Annotated in this window: 15 protein-coding genes; 10 read left to right on the top strand and 5 right to left on the bottom strand. The window is 40.5% G+C overall.

The window, feature by feature from the left end; translation table 11 throughout:
- Positions 1 to 7: 7 nt before the first annotated feature.
- The gene (locus tag WG954_RS05295) at positions 8 to 460 is read right to left on the bottom strand and encodes a DUF1572 family protein (protein WP_340434330.1); all 453 of its coding nucleotides are present in this window, start codon (positions 458 to 460) and stop codon (positions 8 to 10) included.
- 158 nt (positions 461 to 618) lie between these two features.
- Between WG954_RS05295 and WG954_RS05290 the strand changes: the two genes are divergently transcribed.
- Together WG954_RS05290 and WG954_RS05285 are read left to right on the top strand one after the other, a co-directional pair.
- On the top strand, positions 619 to 2634 hold the full coding sequence (locus WG954_RS05290) for a tetratricopeptide repeat protein (RefSeq protein WP_340434328.1): 2016 nt from the start codon (positions 619 to 621) through the stop codon (positions 2632 to 2634).
- Between the two features lie 51 nt (positions 2635 to 2685).
- Complete coding sequence (locus WG954_RS05285) at positions 2686 to 3078, top strand: nuclear transport factor 2 family protein (RefSeq protein ID WP_340434327.1); 393 nt, start codon at positions 2686 to 2688, stop codon at positions 3076 to 3078.
- Between the two features lie 116 nt (positions 3079 to 3194).
- Here WG954_RS05285 and mqnC read toward each other — a convergent pair whose 3' ends face one another.
- On the bottom strand, positions 3195 to 4319 hold the full coding sequence (gene mqnC / locus WG954_RS05280) for a cyclic dehypoxanthinyl futalosine synthase (RefSeq protein ID WP_340434325.1): 1125 nt from the start codon (positions 4317 to 4319) through the stop codon (positions 3195 to 3197).
- A gap of 183 nt (positions 4320 to 4502) precedes the next feature.
- Here mqnC and WG954_RS05275 point away from each other — a divergent pair, with 183 nt between their 5' ends.
- The 5 genes from WG954_RS05275 (at position 4503) to WG954_RS05255 (ending at position 11929) form a co-directional block, all read left to right on the top strand.
- Complete coding sequence (locus WG954_RS05275) at positions 4503 to 5687, top strand: aspartyl protease family protein (protein ID WP_340434324.1); 1185 nt, start codon at positions 4503 to 4505, stop codon at positions 5685 to 5687.
- Between the two features lie 62 nt (positions 5688 to 5749).
- Complete coding sequence (locus WG954_RS05270; RefSeq protein ID WP_340434322.1) at positions 5750 to 6988, top strand: M16 family metallopeptidase; 1239 nt, start codon at positions 5750 to 5752, stop codon at positions 6986 to 6988.
- A gap of 66 nt (positions 6989 to 7054) precedes the next feature.
- Positions 7055 to 8353, top strand: a complete 1299-nt coding sequence (locus WG954_RS05265) for a M16 family metallopeptidase (RefSeq protein ID WP_340434321.1) — start codon at positions 7055 to 7057, stop codon at positions 8351 to 8353.
- Positions 8354 to 8616: 263 nt separating this feature from the next.
- Entirely contained in the window at positions 8617 to 11439 is a 2823-nt protein-coding gene (locus tag WG954_RS05260) for a TonB-dependent receptor (protein WP_340434319.1), read from the top strand.
- 130 nt (positions 11440 to 11569) lie between these two features.
- Positions 11570 to 11929, top strand: a complete 360-nt coding sequence (locus WG954_RS05255) for a phage holin family protein (RefSeq protein WP_340434317.1) — start codon at positions 11570 to 11572, stop codon at positions 11927 to 11929.
- Between the two features lies 1 nt (position 11930).
- Here the strand turns inward: WG954_RS05255 and WG954_RS05250 are convergent, their stop codons facing one another.
- Complete coding sequence (locus WG954_RS05250; protein WP_340434315.1) at positions 11931 to 12308, bottom strand: T9SS type A sorting domain-containing protein; 378 nt, start codon at positions 12306 to 12308, stop codon at positions 11931 to 11933.
- A gap of 18 nt (positions 12309 to 12326) precedes the next feature.
- Between WG954_RS05250 and WG954_RS05245 the strand changes: the two genes are divergently transcribed.
- The gene (locus WG954_RS05245; RefSeq protein WP_340434313.1) at positions 12327 to 14345 is read left to right on the top strand and encodes an alpha-ketoacid dehydrogenase subunit alpha/beta; all 2019 of its coding nucleotides are present in this window, start codon (positions 12327 to 12329) and stop codon (positions 14343 to 14345) included.
- A 6-nt stretch (positions 14346 to 14351) separates the two neighbouring features.
- Positions 14352 to 14963: a matrixin family metalloprotease gene (locus WG954_RS05240; protein ID WP_340434311.1), complete on the top strand. Its 612-nt coding sequence runs from the start codon at positions 14352 to 14354 to the stop codon at positions 14961 to 14963.
- Positions 14964 to 14969: 6 nt separating this feature from the next.
- Here the strand turns inward: WG954_RS05240 and WG954_RS05235 are convergent, their stop codons facing one another.
- Positions 14970 to 16763, bottom strand: coding sequence for an ABC transporter ATP-binding protein (locus WG954_RS05235; protein WP_340434309.1), 1794 nt, complete (start codon positions 16761 to 16763; stop codon positions 14970 to 14972).
- Between the two features lie 154 nt (positions 16764 to 16917).
- Between WG954_RS05235 and WG954_RS05230 the strand changes: the two genes are divergently transcribed.
- A complete protein-coding gene (locus WG954_RS05230; protein WP_340434308.1) occupies positions 16918 to 17388 on the top strand; it encodes a hypothetical protein in 471 nt (156 codons plus the stop codon).
- On the opposite strand, the gene WG954_RS05225 is transcribed toward WG954_RS05230, so the two are convergent.
- The gene (locus WG954_RS05225; protein WP_340434306.1) at positions 17389 to 18225 is read right to left on the bottom strand and encodes an aminotransferase class IV; all 837 of its coding nucleotides are present in this window, start codon (positions 18223 to 18225) and stop codon (positions 17389 to 17391) included.
- Position 18226 lies beyond the last annotated feature (1 nt).

Genomic DNA, 18226 nt, shown 5'->3' with positions numbered 1-18226 from the left:
TTATGCATCATTCCTGTACATCAAGCAAACGACGGTGATAATTAATTTGTCCGAGATGATAACTCAAGTGTGCGGCGAGATGAATGAGAAAAAATTCGGTTGACGTTTTTTCTGCAAATACCAACATGGAATATTCATCTTGCAAAGTAGTTGCCGGAAGCTTGCGTAATGTTTCAGCAACGATGGTTCTTGTTTCAGCAACCATTGCAAGCAATTCTTTTTTTGGAACACCCTTCAAAGAAAATTCAAGATCACGGTTTCTTGTGTAAGTAAAGCCACCAAGCTCCGAACCAATATAAGTTTTGAGATTACCAACTAAATGCAGACAAAGATTACCGGCTGAATTAGCAATTGATTGTTCTGTTACCCAAAGCTTCTCTTCGCTTTTGTATTGTTCAATTTCTGAGTAAAGTTTTGCTATATCCCGTTGAAAAATAGTTGCCAGTGTGTCTGTAAGCATAGAACGAAATTAAGAAGTACCAAATGAAAAAATGCCCGCATTAAAATTTTTTGCGATAGCCTGGTTACAATTCATACGCCTGAAAATTCAATTGATGCAGTAAACATCTAATGGCTGTATGCACCTATTCTATTTTTATGTTCTCAAAAACTAATCGGATGAAAACAGCCTTAATGATCGTCTTATTGTTGCTCACTATTTCACCAGCATTTGCGCAAACAAAACCCACAATGCCTGATGTAAACAAGATGATGAAGATGAGCCCTGCAGAATTGGAAGCCTACAAAAAACAAATGCAGAAGCAATACAGTGCGCAGGCAAAACATATTGCACAGGAAGCGAATTTTAAGATAGATGAAATGACGCTTCCCGATTTTAAAGTACAACTTCCCACCAAAGATGTGAAACGCCTTTCACTCATACCAACACAACCTCCAACGTTAATTCAGCTGAGTGATATGTTGCGTACAACAAAGCAGCAGATACAGGCAGCAGTAAAGCCAACAGTGATACAGGAAGTAAAGAAAATTACTGAAGGTCAAAATGCAGAAGCACTTCAACAATCGGCTATCGGAACCTTTTATGCAGATAAACCGGAGCAATCACTTCTTATTGCTATAGAAGCTGCATTAAAAGATGTGAACGATCAAACAGGATGGAACAATGTTGCGGCCATTATGAACATGACGGGTTTTCAGCATAAGGCCATCCCAATTTTAATGAATCAATTGCAAAACGATCCCAACAACAGCATGATGTTGAATAATATGGGGCAGGCTTATCTCGGTCTGGGCGATATTGGTTTGGCGGAAATGTTTTTAAAACAATGTTTGCAACACGATCCGTTAAACCCTGAAGCAAACCGCAGCATGGGCATGATCAAATACTTCTATGATCAATACGAAGAAGGGATGAAGTATTTTGAAAAGGAATTAGAAGTTGCTTACCGCAGAAGCACAATGGCGTTGATGCGGGGCAAAGACAAAGCATTTAATATTTATCAACTTCGCAAGAAACGTAACATTCCCAGTCGTAATTATTTTGGAGAACTCTCCTTCCAGAATTTTAAAGTGCCATCGTTACCTGAAACAACTGATCAAACTGCGGAAGCTAAAATAAAAGGTGAATCATTCGGCAAATCAGTAATGGAAGAAATGCTTTACTGGAACAGCAAGGCACAGCTTTCTCCCGAAGAAATAAAACGAGACGGTGAAGCGATGCCCAGCATTTATGCCGACTATGTGGAAGCATTGCTGAAAGACTTACATGAAGTGTACACATCGGAAGAGCTGCTGGTGCTAAATGAACTTGATATTAATCACATTGAGCAAATATTGAATAGTTACAATACAAAAATGATGGCGGTGGAATGTCCGCAAGCACCTGCGGGCGCTACGCATGGTGAATATGAGGCCTACATAAAAAAATGCTGCGACATTAAGAAACCGATCATGGATGGGTTTGTGGCGGAATATAATGCCTTTGTTACAAAAAGAGGTAACCGTGCATTGGGCATCTGGAGAGAATACCTCAACGATCTCATCAATATTGTTTCACTCGACCCAAGTGCAGGAAACAGGATTATGGTGTACCGTAACCTGCAACAGTATTTCGTTGTGTTAGGCCAGTGCTGGGGAAGCGGACAGTTTTTAGATCCACCAATGGAATGTAGTGTAAGTCTTAGTACTGCCGAAGCCGATAGTTTAATTGCTTCTTCAAGAAATCTTGATCTCAGTTGTCCGTCGTGGTTGAATATTGAAGTAGATGTAAAAGTGGCTAAGATAAAAGCCGATTGCAGTAAGTATGCACTTGAAGTAGGAAAGCTTTGGCAGACGAGTTACGAACACAATTTCAGAACAGGAACTACCACGCTTGCTGCAGGCGTTGGTGCCAAGGCAAAGTTTTTTGCCAACACAGGCGGTGCTGATATTAAAGCGATGGTATACGTTTCGTTTGATAACAACAATGAGTTTAGTGATGTAGGCATTATGGGTAAGGCCTCCGTTAAAATTGGTGATACACCTTTTGTATTAGCAGGAGGAAACGGAAGTGCAGGCGGAACGCTTGGGGGAACTGAAGGTGTGGTGAAGTATGGCTTGAATTCAGGTTTTACATCAGGCGTAAAAGGAACAGGTGCATTGGCTGATGTGGTGAAAATAGATAAATCATTGTAACAACTATAATCAGGAAAGCAAACTATTCACAAACGAAAAACAATAAGTAAAATGGAAACAAAACAAATTGTCGATAACATTCTCAACACACTTGAAAGCGGATGGAACAACGCAAGCGGAGCAGAATTTTCAATTCCTTTTGCAGATGCATCGGAGTATGTTGATATCAGAGGAACATTGCATGCCAGCGCAACACCAGAACAACTAGGGCAAGCACATCAAGGTCTTTTCATGAGCATTTATAAAGGCAGTACAGTTGTGTACGAACAGGTACAATCAACATTGATCGATCAAAATACAATCATTGCTCATGCAAATGCAGAACTTGATGCACCTCTTGGTCCATTAGCTGGAAAAAACGGTTCAACTGTTTCAATGGTACTTGTTCGCAATGGAGATAACTGGAAGATCAGATCATTTCACAATACGTTGAAGATAAAATAAGGTGTTGAGCAGGATTAAAAAATGAACCACTTTTAATAATGACAGCCGATGCATAGCATCGGCTGTCATTATCTTTCCAATCCGCAATAATCTGCGTCATCAGCGTTTCTATTAACTCAATAATCCACCACCTGTTCTTCAATCACATTCGGTAATTCTCTCCACTCATATTGTTGTGTGCGGAGTTGTGGTTCAAAACCTGCTTCACGAATAGCTTCCTGAATTGATTTATACGTAAAGCGATGCGGTGCTCCTGCTGCGCTCACTACATTTTCTTCGAGCATGATACTTCCGAAGTCATTGGCACCAGCCTGCAAACAAAGTTGTGCAGTTTGTTTACCGACCGTTAACCAACTCGCCTGTATATTCTTTACGTTCGGTAACATGATACGGCTCATTGCGATCATACGTACATATTCCTCAGCCGTAGTTAAATTATGTACACCACGAATTTTTGCAAGTAATGTGTCTACATCCTGGAACGTCCATGGAATAAATGCAAGGAAACCTTTTGCTTCTTCGGGTTTACGGCTTTGCACTTCACGGATCTTCACCAAATGTTCAAAACGTTCCTGTAATGTTTCCACATGACCAAACATCATCGTTCCACTTGTTGTGATGTTGAGCTTATGTGCTTCGTGCATAATATCGAGCCATTCCTGGGCACCACATTTTCCTTTGCTGATCAAACGACGTACACGATCGATCAAAATTTCTGCACCTGCGCCGGGTAACGAATCCATACCCGCTTCTTTCAAAGCTTTCAACACTTCATGATGTGTACTTTTCTCTAACTTGGTGATATGTGCCACTTCGGGTGGTCCGAGTGTATGCAGTTTAATGTTTGGATATAATGCTTTGAGTTGCTTGAAGAGGTTCACATAGAAATCCAATCCGAGTTCAGGATGATGCCCACCTTGCAACAGCAATTGATCGCCGCCCCACTTTATGGTTTCTTCAATTTTCTTTTTATAGGTTTCAATATCGGTGATGTATGCCTCTGCATGACCTGGTATGCGAAAGAAGTTACAGAACTTACAATTGGCAATACAGACATTGGTCGTATTAACATTACGATCGATCTGCCAGGTTACTTTACCATGCGGCACCTGTTGTTTGCGTAATTCATCAGCCACAAACATCAGTTCGGTGAGCGGTGCATGTTGGAAAAGAAACATTCCTTCTTCAACGGTTAAAAATTCAAAGTTGGAGGCTTTCTGATAGAGATCGTTCAGATTCATAGTACATCAAGTTGAAAAATGATTCACGGTGGAGAGCTGCAGTTACTTGCGAACAAAACTGTTCATCATGTGTTTAACTGCGTTCATCTGTGGCCACAAAGGTACGGCCGGATATTTTACGAACCACGAAGCGTTCATCCTAATTTGATTGTCTGTACCAGTAGTTTCCTTTAATATTGAAACGTGAAGTTGACCAAAACGATATGCCTGCTGCTGCTTTGCTTGAAGTTATCGGCCCAAAACGATGATTTCCCACCAGCCCGACTGCTCACAAGTTTCCAGTTTGAGCAGCTTACCGGCGGTATCATTATCCTTCATGCCACACTCAACGATCTCCCCGATACACTCAATTTTATTTTAGATACCGGCAGCGGAGGTATTTCACTCGATACAACAACCGCTCTTTATTACAAACTTCCGTTGGAAGCAAGTGAACGAACGGTAAGGGGAATTGGTGGATCGAAAAACATCAACTATTACAAAAACGGTACACTGCATTTTCCGGGGCTTGATGTAACCGGTCTTGATTTTCACATCAACGATTACCAGATACTTACTGAAGTGTATGGTTTACGGGTGGATGGTATTATCGGGTTTTCGTTTCTCCGCAGGTATATTGTTGCACTTGATTACGATAAGCACATGATGAGTGTATACATGCCCGGTACATATAAATATCCCAAGCGGGGCACGTTTTTAAAACCAGCTTTTGCCTCCATCCCTATTACACAACATTGGGTGCAGGATGAACGAAGCTATCTATTGAATTTTTATTTTGATACGGGAGCTGGTTTATCGTTGCTGCTGGCTGAACAGTTTTTAAAAGACAGTGTGTTGATCAGCAGTTCAAGAAAATCGGTAAATACACAGGTAGAAGGTTTGCTAGGTAAAATAGGTATGCGGCTTACAACAGTGAAGCGAATGAGCATTGGGCCCTACAAGTTTAAAAAAATTCCTTTGCATGTGTATTCCGATTCGATCAATGTCCTGGGTTATCCATCGGTAAAAGGATTGTTGGGAAGTGATCTGTTGCGCAGGTTCAATATTGTGCTCAACTATCCTGCCCGCTTGATCCATCTTACTCCCAATACGCATATGCGTGATCCGTTTGATTATTCATATACAGGGATGAATTATTATTTCATTGATGGAAAAATAGTGATCACCGAAATTCAGCAGGGCTCGCCGGCTGAAGGTGCAGGACTTATGCCTGGTGATATTATTTTTGGTATCGAAAACAATTTCAGCAACAACATCAGTCAATACAAAGCATTGCTGCAAAACCCCGGACAAAAAGTGCGCATCCTCATCTTCAGGAATGCACTGCCACAAATGTTTGAGTTAAAAATTGGAAGTATTTTAAAGTAAGCCGCCTCGCCATTTGTTTTTTACCGAATTTTACCAACTCATTTATTTATTACAATTGAATTATGATCAAATTTGAACGCTATATACTTTCCAACGGTTTAAGGCTGCTGATACATAAAGACCTTGCCACACCAATGGCTGTTGTAAATGTGTTGTATGATGTAGGTGCACGTGATGAAGATGAAAACCGTACGGGCTTTGCTCACTTGTTTGAACACCTGATGTTTGGTGGTTCCATCAATATTCCTGATTATGATGAACCATTGCAATTGGCAGGTGGTGAAAACAATGCTTACACAACAAACGATCTAACGAATTACTATTGCCAGTTACCTGCCGAAAATCTTGAAACAGCTTTTTGGCTGGAGAGTGATCGTATGTTGAGTCTCGCTTTCAGTGAAAAAAGTTTGGATGTACAACGTAAAGTGGTGAGCGAAGAATTTAAAGAACATTATCTCAACAAACCTTATGGCGATGTGTGGCACAAGATGCGGGAGATGGCTTATAAACAACACCCGTATAAATGGATGACGATTGGAAAAGAGCTGAAGCATATTGAAGATGCACAATTGCAGGATGTAAAGAATTTTTTCTTTAAGCATTATACTCCATCAAATGCAATATTGGTAGTGGCTGGTAATGTGGAAACAGAAAAAGTATTGCAGCTTTCAGAAAAATGGTTTGGTTCAATTCCTGCGGGAGAAAAATATGTTCGGCAGTTACCAAAAGAACCTGCACAAAAAGAAGCACGACGTATGGAAGTAAAGGCCGATGTACCGCTTGATGCGTTTGTAAAAACATGGCACATGCCATCAAGGCTGGAACGAGGTTATTATGTTACTGATCTTATTACTGATATTTTAGGTGGCGGTGCCAGCAGCAGGCTATATGAATCGTTGGTGAAAGGGAAGAAATATTTCAGCAGTATTGAATGTTATCACTTTGGCAGTATTGATAATGGATTGCTCACCATTGAAGGCAAATTGGTGAAAGGTGTAAACATTGAAGAAGCCGAACGTGCAGTGAATGAAGAAATAGAGAAGATGAAGAATGAGTTAGTAGATGAAAAAGAGTTACAAAAAGTGATCAACAAAACAGAGAGTACTATTTTGTTTGAAGATATGAGTGTGATGAGCCGTGCAAACAGCCTGGCTTATTATGAACTGCTTGGTGATGCAGAACTGATGAACGATGAATTGCAACGCTATCAAAGTATCACTGCACAGGAATTGCTGGAAGAAAGTAAGAAGATATTTGATGAGAACAACAGTAATACCTTGTATTATTTGAGTAAGAATTAAGCGAAGCACAAATGCGAACACTTTGTGTGCTTCTTAAAATAAAAAATTTAAACGAGAATTATCCGAATGAGTGTAGTAACCGAACTGTTAAACAGAAGCGTAGCACCAATTATAAAAGACGCCACCGAATTTGATCTTAAGTTAAAGGCTTACGATAAATATGTGCTGGATAACGGCGTGGAAGTATATGCTGTTAACGCAGGTACACAGGAAGTATTGAGCCTTGAACTCGTTTTCAGCGCAGGTAACTGGTTTGAGCAGCAGAATAATGTAGCGGCTGCTACCAATTACCTGATCAAGAACGGAACAAAGAACAAAACAGCATTTCAGCTCAACGAGCATTTTGATTATTACGGTTCGCACCTGAGTCGTGGTTGTTATAATGAAACAGCCAATATTGTGTTGCATTGTATTGACAGACATTTTGCAACACATTTGCCTGTGATAGCTGAAATGATCACTGATGCTATTTATCCGCAGCATGAACTGGATATTTATAAACAGAATATGCAGCAACGCTTGACGGTGAATTTGAAAAAGTGCGATTTTGTTGCTGGTCGATTGATCGATGAATATGTGTTTGGTAAAGATCATCCGTATGGAGTGTACAGTAACAAAGAAGATTACGATGCATTACATCAGGAACAGCTTCAGGATTATTATAGAAAATATTATACCGAAGGCAAGTGTATCATTTTTGCGGCCGGTTTATTGCCTGCAAATTTTGAACAGGAGCTCAACAAAACAATTGGTCAGCTGCCGTTGAATCAAAAAGAGATTCCAACGATAATTCATCCGTTAACACCTGCAGTTGAAAAAAAATACAGAATAGCCAATGATCCAAATGGTGTGCAGGGTGCCATCCGTTTGGCACAGCCATTCCCCAACCGTCATCATCCCGATTTTCAACCAATCCAGGTGTTAAACACATTGTTTGGTGGTTTCTTTGGGTCACGATTGATGAGTAATATTCGTGAAGACAAAGGATACACGTATGGCATTCACAGTTATATCCTAAATCATATTTCTACTACTGCATGGATGATCAGTACGGAAGCAGGAAGAGATGTGAGCGAAGCAACGATCACTGAGATATATAATGAAATGAAAGATTTGCGTGAAGAACTGGTAGATGAGGAAGAACTGCAGCTTGTAAAGAATTACCTCATCGGCACCATTCTTGGCGATCTTGATGGTCCGTTTCATATCATTGGCCGCTGGAAAAATTTAATCCTCAACGGACTCGATGAGAATTATTTTTATAAATCAGTAAACATCATCAAAACAATTTCTGCAAAAGAACTTCAGGAGCTGGCAAATAAATACCTTCATCCTGAAAAGTTTTATGAGCTTGTAGTTGTATAATTGACTTTTATTAATAGTAGCAAAAGCATCTTACTTTTAGGAGATGCTTTTGTTTTTTACGCTTACTGCTAACCGATACCTATTCTGTGCCGTTGAAAAATAAATAACTGGCACCCATCTTTTTTCGGCTATTAATGCTTAAATTTCATATACCAAACAAATCAGCGTTCTTACTTATGTGAAATTCCTTTCCTGACTTCTTCTTCTGTTCACATTGTTTTTCCGTACTGTTTTTTATTAAACGTAAACTAAAGCAAAAGCATATGAGCAAGAGAATCTTCTACATCGTGTTATTATTTCTGCCCATCTTTTCAGTGGCACAAAAAGTTGTTACCGGTACAGTAAAGGACGACAAATCCAAACAACCATTGCAAGGGGCATCCATTCTTGTGAAAGGGGGAACTGCTGGTTCAACCACCAATTCTTCGGGAGCGTTTTCGTTGTCTGTTCCTTCATCGGCAAAAACAATTACAGTAAGTTATGTTGGTTATGAAAGCAAAGACATTGCAATTGGCAACGCAACAACCGGTCTCGAAATTATGTTGGTGGCAACAGATCAGTTAACAGACATTGTTGTGGTTGGTAGCCGCAATCTCAGCAGAACAAGAACAGAAACACCTGTTGCAGTTGACATCATCCCCATTACACAAATTGCCAACCAGGTGGGACAGACCGATCTGAACCAAATTCTTACTTATGTAGCCCCGTCCTTCCAAAGTAGCAGACAAACGATTGCCGATGGAACTGATCATGTGGACCCTGCTCAATTAAGAGGGCTGGGTACAGATCAAATCCTTGTTTTGATCAATGGAAAACGACGTCATCAAAGTGCATTGGTAAACGTAAATGGTACAGTAAACCGTGGACAGGTTGGTACTGATCTCGGAGCTATTCCAATAACCGCCATTGAACGTGTAGAAGTATTACGTGATGGCGCTGCTGCACAATATGGAAGCGATGCCATAGCAGGTGTAATAAATATTGTATTGAAAAAAAGTACTGGTATCCTGAATGGCAGTGTTTCATATGGACAAAACATAACTGCTTATCCGAAAGATTATGCATTATTTAAAACCACAAACAGAGGGGAGGCTCCCGATCAAAAGGTGAATGATGGAGGTACATTCCAGGCCGGATTGAATTATGGTATTGGATTTAAAAATCAAGGTTACATGAATTTCAGTGGTGAATACAACCTGCGTGACTTCAGTAATCGTACCGGCACGTACACCGGACAGATTTATCCATCAGTTGGAGGACAAAATAAAGACGACAGCATCATGACTGCGAGAGGTACCAACCGTAATACGTTTGACATGCGTATAGGAAACTCAAAAATTGCTGGCGGATCTTTGATGGTTAACAGCCAGTTTCCTTTAGGTGGTGGTTGGAATTTGAATGTGTTTGGTGGCTATAATAAAAAAAATGGTGAGGCGGCGGGCTTTTATCGTTATCCGAATTCAATATTCAGCGGCGCAAGTTCAACATACAGAGGTGAAGGATTAGAACTTTATCCCGAAGGCTTTCTTCCGCTCATTAAAACAAACATCCAGGACTATTCTATATCAGCAGCATTTGAAGGAAAAGTGGGCGAATGGAATGCCAGCTTCAGCGAAACATTTGGTGTAAATACATTCGGGTTTACAGTTGATAATTCAGTAAACTATTCACAGTTTGCTGTACAAACACCAACGAATGCACAAACAAAATTTGATGCAGGTGAATTAAAATTTCAGCAAATCACCTCCAATATTGATTTCAGCCGGAATTTTAATGTACTTGATGGAATGAACCTGGCTTTTGGTTCAGAGCTGAGAGTTGATCAATACGGGCAGAAAGCAGGTGAAGAATCATCATATAGAAATTATGATATTCCTTCTGGTGCGGCGGCAGGTGCGCAGGTGTTTGCAGGCTTTACACCGCCGTTTGCCGGAACATTCAGCAGAAACAACATAGCATTGTATGTTGATATGGAACAGGATTTCACAAAGGAGTGGATGGTTGAAGGTGCTTTACGTTTTGAAAACTACAGCGACTTTGGCAGCACGTTGAATTACAAACTTGCTTCACGCTATAAGATCGCTGACAAGTTTACAATTCGTGCAGCAGCAAGTTCAGGTTTCAGGGCACCAAGCATGCAACAACGTTTTTATGCAAAGACAAATACGTTGTTTGTATCAACTCCAGGTGGATTAGTGGCAACTGAAAGTGGAACTTTCCCTAATGGAAGTGCTCCTGCAAAAATTCTTGGTATACCCGAATTGAAAGAAGAAACCAGTCAAAACTATAGCGCAGGTATTACAGCGAAACCATTTACCGGTCTTGAAATTACAATTGATGGTTACATCATTAATATTAATAACAGGATCGTACTGACCAACAATTTTAATGGTGGTAGTGATCCTGCATTGCAAGCATTACTATCAGCAGCGGGTGCAACAACGGCCAACTTCTTTACCAATGCAATTGATACACGCAATAAAGGAATAGAAGCAGTGGTAAATTATTCGTTCAACATCGCAAGAGAACACAAATTCCGGTTTACGGCAGCTGCAACATTTATTAAGAACGAAGTTCGCAAAGGCGCAGACGGAAAGCCGATCATAAAGGCAAGTCAAATATTGATCAACAGCGGTCAGTTGGGTAATTATTTTAATCGGGAAGACCAAAGCCGTATAGAAGTGGCCAATCCACAATCAAAAGCAAGTTTTATGTTGAATTATAAGTTCAAGAAATTAGGAGTGATGTTACGTACGGCCTATTTTGGAAAAGTTACTTATCTAGACCCTACAATAAACCCAGCCAATCCGGGTGCATTCCCCATGAATGCATTCAATAATAACCAACGTGAAACGCTCGACCAGGAATTTTCGCCAAAAACAGTAACCGATCTTTCTTTGAGTTATGAAATAGGGAAATTCTTTACAGTAACTGCCGGTGCGAACAATCTGTTTGATGAATACCAGGATTTGCACAAACATTCAAGTAACATGTCGTTAGGAAGATTTATGTACAGCCGTCGTGTGCAGCAAATGGGTTTCAACGGAAGGTTTGTATTTGCACGGGTTTCATTCAACATCAAATAATTCAATTGACAGATGTAAAAAAGACCGGCTTGCTTTCCATTAAGCAAGCCGGTCTTTACATTTATATAATTTAGAAAATCATTGGCAGTAAATAGTATCTTTATTTTCCTTTATCAGAAATCATTGATGTATGAAATTTGTTTTAAAAGTTCTTATTACCGCCGTTAACGCTTTTGTCTTAGCATACCTGTTACCGGGCATCAGCATCAATCATTTCTTTACAGCGATTGCTGTGGCATTTGTATTGGCATTGCTCGATGCAGTTGTAAAACCAATTCTCGTATTGTTTACGTTACCTGCCACCATCTTTACTTTGGGCTTGTTCCTGTTTGTGATCAATGCCTGTATCATCCTGCTCGATGCTTATTTCGTAAAAGGATTTACAGTTGATGGCTTCTGGTATGCATTACTCTTCAGCATCTGTTTATCCATCATCAATTCTATTGTTCACAAGATGGTGTTGAAAGAAGAAGGGAAAGAGAATAAATAAATTACCGAACCATAACTCTTGCTGCATACCGTTGCGTACGGTTTTCCAACACACACTGATAAATGCCTTTGGGCAGATTGTTGAGTGAAACATTGATTGCTTCCAATCCTTCATCAACCATTACTGCTTTTATCAAAGCCCCATTACTGTTGGTTACTTTTAATGCAGACCTGAATTGAATGCGGGGGAAAGAAAATTGCCAATTGCTACCCTGTTGTTTCACTTTTAACTCGGCAGGTTTAGTAATAACCTTGGCGCTGCTGTTATCAACAGAATGACCCTGTGCCTTGACGGTTGCCGGAAGCTGGCAACCGATTACAAACATTAGTAAAAGAAATTCCTTTTTTAAACGGAACGAAACCTGAACTTTGTTTCTCATCAGATATTGAATTTTAAGATGCTCTTCGAACGCAAAAACCTTACCAACACTGAGTTAACGAGTATTTATAAAAGCTTGCTGTACCCCAGATTAATCGAAGAAAAGATGCTTTTATTGCTCAGGCAGGGAAAAATTAGCAAATGGTTTAGTGGAATTGGCCAGGAAGCAATTGCTGTTGGAGCCACGTTGGCGCTTGATTCCGACGAATGGATCATGCCGCTGCACCGTAATCTCGGTGTTTTCACCACCCGTAATATGCCCTTGCACAAACTCTTTATGCAATGGCAGGGCAATAAAGAAGGTTACAGCAAAGGACGGGAACGCAGCTTTCATTTTGGCAGCAAAGAACATCATGTGTGTGGTATGATCTCGCATCTTGGTCCTCAACTGGCCATTGCTGATGGTGTGGCACTCGCACATAAATTAAGAAAGGATAAAAAGGTTTCACTTGCTTTTACCGGTGAAGGCGGTACCAGTGAAGGTGATTTTCATGAAGCATTGAATGTAGCAGCTGTGTGGGATTTACCTGTGATCTTCATCATTGAAAACAATGGATATGGTTTGAGCACACCCACGAACGAGCAATACCGTTGCGAAAGTTTGGTGGAGCGGGCAAGAGGTTATGGTATGGACGGGGTGAAGATCGATGGTAATAATATTCTTTCAGTGATCGACACCATTAAAGGTGTGCGCAATTATTGCATCGAGCATCAGAAACCTTATTTGATCGAATGTATGACCTTCCGCATGCGTGGACATGAAGAAGCAAGCGGAACAAAATATGTACCCAAGCATTTGTTTGAGATATGGGAAGAAAAAGACCCCATCAAAAATTATGAAACGTATTTGCTGAGCGAAGCGGTATTAACAGAAGAAGATGTTTCAACGATCCGTACAGAATTAAAAAACTTAATTGACAGTGAACTGTTGTTGGCGAATCAAGCCAAGCCAATGGAAATTGATACGGAGGAAGAGTTGGATGATTTGTTTGCAGAGTCGGCAGTCGACAGTCGACAATCATCAGTAAAACATCTCGATCATTCAGACATTATTCAGCATTCACCACTCACCACTCACGACAAACGTTTCGTTGATGCTATCAAAGAAGCCCTTCATCAAAGCATGACCCAACATCCCAATCTTGTTTTTATGGGGCAGGATATTGCTGAATATGGTGGTGCCTTTAAAATAACCGAAGGTTTTGTGCAGGAATTTGGTAAAGAACGTGTGCGTAATACACCTATTTGTGAAAGTGCTATTGTTGGTGCTGCACTTGGTTTAAGTCTCGAAGGTTACAAGGGATTGATGGAAATGCAGTTTGCCGATTTTGTAACGGTGGGTTTCAACCAGATCGTTAATAATCTGGCGAAGATCCATTACCGCTGGGGTCAGAATGCCGATGTTGTGATACGCATGCCCACGGGTGGTGGTGTTGGGGCAGGTCCGTTTCACAGCCAAAGTAATGAAGCGTGGTTTACCAAAACACCGGGATTGAAAATCGTGTATCCATCAACGCCAATGGATGCAAAAGGTTTGTTGATCGCTTCTATCAACGACCCTAACCCTGTTTTATATTTTGAACACAAAGCATTGTACCGTGCAATTAGCGGACAAGTGCCCGAAGAATATTATGAAATTGAAATTGGCAAAGCACGTCATGTAAGAAGTGGTGATGAAGTAGCCATCATTACGTATGGTGCTGCTGTGCATTGGGCCGAAGATTATGCAGCAGAACATCCGGAGATTTCGATTGATATTCTTGATCTGCGTTCGCTTGCTCCGCTGGATTATGCAGCTATTCGTGCAGCCGTGCAACGTACCGGTCGTGTGTTGTTGCTGCATGAAGACACATTGATCGGTGGTATAGGTGGTGAAATTGCAGCATGGATCGCAGAGCATTGTTTTGAATTACTGGATGCACCGGTAATGCGTTGTGCAAGTTTGGATACACCTATACCTTTCAATATAGAATTAGAGCAAAATTTTATGGCAAAGGCAAGACTGAGTGAAACAATTGAAAAGCTCATCAGCTATTAAAATTGTATGAACTTGCGTTGCCTCATCATATTGTTTGCTGTTGTTTATGTTTCCTGTAACGATCAATCGCAATTGAAAATTACGCAGAGGAATAAGCCAACTGTTATATTGCAACCATTACAGTTTTCAGATACGTCAACGCTTTCCTTTTTAAAAGATTCAATTGAAAAATTCTATCCCGTTAAAATCGTAATTTCTTCATCAAAGGAATTTCCACTGCATACCTACTACAAGCCCCGCAACCGTTACCGTGCTGATTCAACGATCAAATGGTTGAAACACATAAAGCCTGATTCAGTCAGATCAATCGTTGGAATTACAAGCGAGGATGTCTCTGTCAATAAGGGAGCACATAAAGATTATGGTGTGATGGGCTTAGGCTATAAGCCAGGCAGCTCCTGCGTTATTTCAACTTTTCGATTGAGAAAAACAGCAACATCACAAAAACATTTTCAGCAACGGTTGTTTAAAGTTGTAGTGCACGAAATGGGACACAACTTCGGTCTGCAGCATTGTTCAAATGAAACCTGTATTATGGTGGACGCAGAAGGACAGATGAAACTGGATAGGGAAAAGGATTTGTGCCAGAGTTGTAGAGCCAAGCTCAGGATACAATAACGTTAACTATTCAGCCTCTTCAAACTCCTCATCGTTATCTTCAATTGACGTCGCCATCGTCTTCCGCTCACCAATCTGCTGCCGCCACATGGCATAATACAATCCTTTATTGTTCACCAATACATCATGGCTTCCTTGTTCGACAATCTTACCTTTCTCCAACACATAAATGGTATCGGCATGCATGATGGTTGAAAGACGATGTGCAATGAGAATGGTGATCTGTTGTTTTAAACTGGAAATTTCCCGAACAGTTTGTGTGATCTGTTCTTCGGTAATTGAATCCAAGGCAGACGTTGCTTCATCAAAAATCAAAAGCCGTGGCTTGCGCAGTAATGCACGGGCTATTGACAAACGTTGTTTTTCACCACCAGATAACTTTTTACCGCCTTCGCCCAGCAGCGTATCTAATCCGAGGTCTTTATTGTTGATGATGCTGAGTGCCGATGCTTTTTCCAAGGCGGCATAAATTTCTTCATCTGTTGCATCTGCTTTTACAAACTTCATGTTATCACGAATGCTGCCGGAAAATAATTGTGTTTCCTGCGTTACAAACCCTAACTGTTTGCGCATGCGGTTGTAACGGATATCTTTCGATGAAACATCATCATACAAAATGTCACCACCAACCGGCGTATATAATCCAACCAATAATTTAACCAGCGTTGATTTGCCTGAACCTGATGGACCGACAAATGCAATGGTATCGCCCAACGATGCCTCAAACGAAATACGTTCCAGTGCATTGGTTGTTGCAGTGCGATGACGAAAGGTAACTTCATCAAAACGCAGGTGTTCAATCTCTCCCACATCAACAGGTTCTTCAGGACGGTATTCTGTTTCTTTCATCATCAGTTCATTAAACAATTGCAAGGATGCTTCAGCTTCACGATAAGAAAGGATGATACTGCCAAGATCCTGCAATGGTCCAATAATACCGGTTGAAATAAATTGCATTGAGATCAATTCACCCGGCGATAATACTTTACGGAAGATGAGCCATAGTAAAATAAAAAGGATCGATTGTTTCAACAGTATCAGAATACTTCCCTGGAAAAAAGAAAGTGAACGGATCTTTTTCACCTTCTTCATTTCAAGATCAAAAATTTCCTGCGTGTGTGTTCGCAATCGTTTTATCTCAGGATAAGTAAGTCCAAGGCTTTTCACCAACTCAATATTGCGTAAGCTTTCTGTAATCGTTCCGCTCATTTGCCTGTTCTGCCGGATGAGTGAACGTTGCAATACTTTAATGGACCGACTGAGTATACTTGTTAATCCGCCAAGTAATACCACACCAATTAAGAAAACAGGTATTAATGCCCAATGTTTGGTAAATGCATACCAGATAAGAAAACCAATACCAACAATGGATGAGAATAGAATATTAATGAAAGCAGTAATGAAGCGTTCCGTGTCGTTACGTACTTTTTGCAGGATGGATAAAATTTCACCACTGCTCTGATCTTCAAAATCCTGGTAAGGCAAACGAAGCATCTGACGTAATCCGTCATTAAAGATCTGCATCCCGAATTTCTGTACCACCAACCTCATCACATAATCTTTGAACGATAAGAATAACCTGGCAGCCAGTGCAATACCTAGTGCAATACCTAATAATATCAACACACCACGAATCTGCTCTGGTTCTGTCTTGCTATCTGGATTAAGCGTGTACTCATCAATGATGCGTCCAAGAATGATGGGATCGTATAACGAAAGTATTTGTGCAACACCGGCCAGTAGCAGTGCAACAAATACCAGTTTGCGGTAGGGTTTTAAATATTGCCAGAGTATTTTCATGTTATGTGAGCGAGGCGTACAAGTTACAAATGATTCCCCAGCCCCGGATTCTTATAACAGCTATTTGATTTCTTTGTTTAGTGTTGTAACTTAGAAACAAGTTCTTTATAGTTTAATCATGCCCTGTAATTGATCATCAATTAAAAATCAGTGTATGTTTACTAAGTATCAGCTTCCGCAACTAATTTTCCCGGTTAAGGGAAATAAAATTTGGTTAGCAGTGCTACTGCTAGCTCCTTCATTTACTGGAACCGCACAAAATCTTCCAAAAAACCCAACGCTTCAGCAACTTGCGGGCTATCATAATAAACAACAACAGAATTGGCAACAAAAGCAATTGCCCCAATCTTCAGTTACTTATAAGTTCAGTACAAATTATGGTCAATCATCAACCAGCGAGGTTAGAAAGGTTCCGCCCTCTGTTCCTGTTTCAGTTAATTATCCTTTGCCTGCATCAGCAAGTACAATACAACAAACAACACCTGCACCTTTTCTTCAATCTTTTTTGTTAGAGGAACGAAAACAGTATATGCTGTGGCAGAAACAAAGCTGGTGGAAAGATCCGGGTAAATTAAAAGGAGCTGAACTCCTGCGTGACTTTTATATCGCCAACAGAAAAAATTAGTTAGTAAACTTTACTGATGACTTGTTGCTCCAGCTCAAGGAAACGTTGATACAGATCAGCAGTAACAGTCCCGGTGTTGCCGTTACCAATTTTTTTTCCATCGACAGAAAAAACGGGAAGTAACCGTTTTGTAGTGCTGCTTACAAACACTTCTTTTGCATTGAGCACATCGGTAAATGAAACTGGTTGTTCTTTTACTTCCATCACTGATGTTGCGATTTGCAGAATATGTTTTCGGGTGATGCCGTGCAATACATGTTCATTTGCTGTAAGCAATTTATTATCTGTTGATACAACAAACACATTAGAACGTGGCAACTCACTGATGAATCCATTCTTTACATACAACACATCACCTGCACCTGCATCTTTTACTTTTTGTTGAAGATATACACCCATCAGGTAGTTGATCGATTTTACGGTCGGTAATTCACGTACATATTCTTCGGTGATGAGATGCAAACCTTTTGAAGCATCAAACGCCGCATCCATCGTTAATGTGCTTTGTGTGATGATGATGTTGGGTGTTGTGGGTGTGTACGTATCAATTGCATTGCCACCGGTAACCGTGATGCGGATGCCGGAACTTGAAAGACTATTTTTTCTGATGAGTTCACGAACAATATTTTTCAACTCATCATTGTTATACGGAAGCTGCAAACGCAGAACTGAAGCTGAATGTCGCAAGCGATCTAAATGATCATCGATGAACAGCGGGACATGTTCTTCTGTGCGAAAAAAATCAAATACGCCATACCCACGTTGGACCGAAAGGTCACTTACAGATAATACCGCTTCTTCTGCTTTTACAAATTTATTGTTGATGAATGCCCACATG

Source organism: Lacibacter sp. H375 (assembly GCF_037892425.1).
Taxonomy (GTDB): domain Bacteria; phylum Bacteroidota; class Bacteroidia; order Chitinophagales; family Chitinophagaceae; genus Lacibacter.
The sequence above is the reverse complement of the archived record's forward strand: the minus strand, read 5'-3'. Positions and strand labels throughout refer to the sequence as shown.

Coding starts and splice junctions, on each gene's coding strand:
- WG954_RS05285 (WP_340434327.1), top strand. CDS start 2,686: ATGGAAACAAAACAAATTGTCGATAACATTCTCAACACACTTGAAAGC.
- WG954_RS05255 (WP_340434317.1), top strand. CDS start 11,570: ATGAAATTTGTTTTAAAAGTTCTTATTACCGCCGTTAACGCTTTTGTC.
- WG954_RS05265 (WP_340434321.1), top strand. CDS start 7,055: ATGAGTGTAGTAACCGAACTGTTAAACAGAAGCGTAGCACCAATTATA.
- WG954_RS05230 (WP_340434308.1), top strand. CDS start 16,918: ATGTTTACTAAGTATCAGCTTCCGCAACTAATTTTCCCGGTTAAGGGA.
- WG954_RS05295 (WP_340434330.1), bottom strand. CDS start 460: ATGCTTACAGACACACTGGCAACTATTTTTCAACGGGATATAGCAAAA.
- mqnC (WP_340434325.1), bottom strand. CDS start 4,319: ATGAATCTGAACGATCTCTATCAGAAAGCCTCCAACTTTGAATTTTTA.
- WG954_RS05225 (WP_340434306.1), bottom strand. CDS start 18,225: ATGTGGGCATTCATCAACAATAAATTTGTAAAAGCAGAAGAAGCGGTA.
- WG954_RS05290 (WP_340434328.1), top strand. CDS start 619: ATGAAAACAGCCTTAATGATCGTCTTATTGTTGCTCACTATTTCACCA.
- WG954_RS05245 (WP_340434313.1), top strand. CDS start 12,327: ATGCTCTTCGAACGCAAAAACCTTACCAACACTGAGTTAACGAGTATT.
- WG954_RS05240 (WP_340434311.1), top strand. CDS start 14,352: ATGAACTTGCGTTGCCTCATCATATTGTTTGCTGTTGTTTATGTTTCC.
- WG954_RS05250 (WP_340434315.1), bottom strand. CDS start 12,308: ATGAGAAACAAAGTTCAGGTTTCGTTCCGTTTAAAAAAGGAATTTCTT.
- WG954_RS05260 (WP_340434319.1), top strand. CDS start 8,617: ATGAGCAAGAGAATCTTCTACATCGTGTTATTATTTCTGCCCATCTTT.
- WG954_RS05235 (WP_340434309.1), bottom strand. CDS start 16,763: ATGAAAATACTCTGGCAATATTTAAAACCCTACCGCAAACTGGTATTT.
- WG954_RS05270 (WP_340434322.1), top strand. CDS start 5,750: ATGATCAAATTTGAACGCTATATACTTTCCAACGGTTTAAGGCTGCTG.